1 rRNA gene (running past one end of the window) is annotated in these 2,500 nt (G+C 52.8%); it reads right to left on the bottom strand.

The annotated features are described in order from the left end of the window. Positions 1 to 2,500 (bottom strand): 23S ribosomal RNA (locus tag G6L28_RS22640); it reaches 530 nt to the left of the window's first position.

The raw sequence follows: 2,500 nt of genomic DNA, 5'->3' as shown, positions 1-2,500 counted from the left end.
TCAGTCTCGCAGTCAGGCTAGCTTATGCCATTGCACTCGACGACCGATTTCCGACCGGTCTGAGCTAACCATCGCGCGCCTCCGTTACTCTTTCGGAGGCGACCGCCCCAGTCAAACTACCCACCATACACTGTCCCGGATCCGGATAACGGACCGCGGTTAGACATCCACGAAGATAAGGGTGGTATTTCAAGGATGGCTCCACGCGAACTGGCGTCCACGCTTCAAAGCCTACCACCTATCCTACACATGCCTTGGCGAATGCCAGTGTAAAGCTATAGTAAAGGTGCACGGGGTCTTTCCGTCTGACCGCAGGAACCCCGCATCTTCACGGGGAATTCAATTTCACTGAGTCTATGTTGGAGACAGCGGGGAAGTCGTTACGCCATTCGTGCAGGTCGGAACTTACCCGACAAGGAATTTCGCTACCTTAGGACCGTTATAGTTACGGCCGCCGTTTACTGGGGCTTCAGTTCAAAGCTTGCACCTCTCCCTTTAACCTTCCAGCACCGGGCAGGCGTCAGACCCTATACGTCGTATTGCTACTTCGCAGAGCCCTGTGTTTTTGATAAACAGTCGCTACCCCCTGGTCTGTGCCACCCCAATAGAGTTGCCTCAATTGGGGTCACGCTTCTTCCGAAGTTACGCGTGCAATTTGCCGAGTTCCTTCAACATAGTTCTCTCAAGCGCCTTGGTATACTCTACCTGACCACCTGTGTCGGTTTCGGGTACGGTCTATACGGTGGAGCTATTTCCTGGAACCTCTTCGCCGCACACTCAATCCAATAAGAATGTACAACACACGAGATCCGTCACTACCACCAGGCCCACGAATATTAACGTGGTTCCCATCGACTACGCGTGTCCGCCTCGTCTTAGGGGCCGGCTAACCCTGCTCAGATTAACTTTAAGCAGGAACCCTTGGTCTTTCGGCGAGGGAGTCTCTCACTCCCTTTATCGTTACTCATGTCAACATTCGCACTTCCGATATCTCCAGAGTTTCTCACGAATACTCCTTCACAGACTTACGGAACGCTCCGCTACCACACATCTTACGATGTATCCTCAGCTTCGGTGCATGGCTTTAGCCCCGTTACATTTTCGGCGCAAAGACCCTTATTTAGACCAGTGAGCTGTTACGCTTTCTTTAAATGATGGCTGCTTCTAAGCCAACATCCTGGTTGTTTTGGGATCCTCACATCCTTTCCCACTTAGCCATGACTTGGGGACCTTAGCTGGAGGTCAGGGTTGTTGCCCTCTTCACGACGGACGTTAGCACCCGCCGTGTGTCTGCCGACTAGTACTCCTCGGTATTCGGAGTTTGGTTAGGATCAGTAAGACGGTGAGTCCCCATAGCCCATCCAGTGCTCTACCCCCGAGGGTATTCGGTCGACGCTCTACCTAAATAGATTTCGCGGAGAACCAGCTATTTCCGAGTTTGATTGGCCTTTCACCCCTAGCCACAAGTCATCCCAATCTATTGCAACAGATATGGGTTCGGCCCTCCAGTTGGTGTTACCCAACCTTCAGCCTGCTCATGGCTAGATCACTCGGTTTCGGGTCTAATGCAACGAACTGAACGCCCTGTTCAGACTCGCTTTCGCTACGCCTACACCTACCGGCTTAAGCTTGCTCGTTACACTAAGTCGTTGACCCATTATACAAAAGGTACGCCGTCACTCTTTCGAGCTCCGACTGCTTGTAGGCATCCGGTTTCAGGTTCTATTTCACTCCCCTCGTCGGGGTGCTTTTCACCTTTCCCTCACGGTACTTGTTCGCTATCGGTCATGCACGAGTACTTAGGCTTGGAGAGTGGTCTCCCCATGTTCAGACAGGATTTCACGTGTCCCGCCCTACTCAAGGACAATGACTGTTCTACGCGTACGGGGCTATCACCCGCTATGGCCGACCTTTCCAGATCGTTCCGCTTTATTCATCATCGCCACTGGCCTGGTCCGCGTTCGCTCGCCACTACTTACGGAGTCTCGGTTGATGTCCTTTCCTTCAGGTACTTAGATGTTTCAGTTCCCTGAGTTCGCTTCTAACACCCTATGTATTCAGGTGTAGATACCTCATTAACGATTTCTAGAAACCATTCCGGTTGCTATGTCCTACCCGGACGCGCCGGGTATTTGTTTTGTCTTCACGCTGTCGCGGCCAAGGCCGCTTCGCTACAGACGGTGCGCCGGACGACCGGCGACGCGCGTCTCGCGCTGTATCGCTGCCATACTCAACCTTGAGCAGGGCACCCATACAGGCCAGCGGCCGTCGGCAATCGTTTGCCGCGCCTTCGCAGTGCCAGCACTTCCAAAGGAAGTGCGATACGGCACGTGAGATCAAACAAATGCTAGACAAATCATTCCAACAGGAATGATTTTCTAGAAATCTGAGGTGGGTTGCCCCATTCGGATATCCATGGATCAAAGCTTATTCGCAGCTCCCCACGGCTTTTCGCAGCGTATCACGTCCTTCTTCGCCTGTGCATGCCAAGGCATCCACC

The sequence above is a fragment of the Agrobacterium larrymoorei genome (assembly GCF_013322225.1).
GTDB classification, from domain to species: domain Bacteria; phylum Pseudomonadota; class Alphaproteobacteria; order Rhizobiales; family Rhizobiaceae; genus Agrobacterium; species Agrobacterium larrymoorei_A.
Note: the sequence above shows the minus strand (reverse complement) of the source record. Positions and strands in the feature narration are given on the sequence as shown.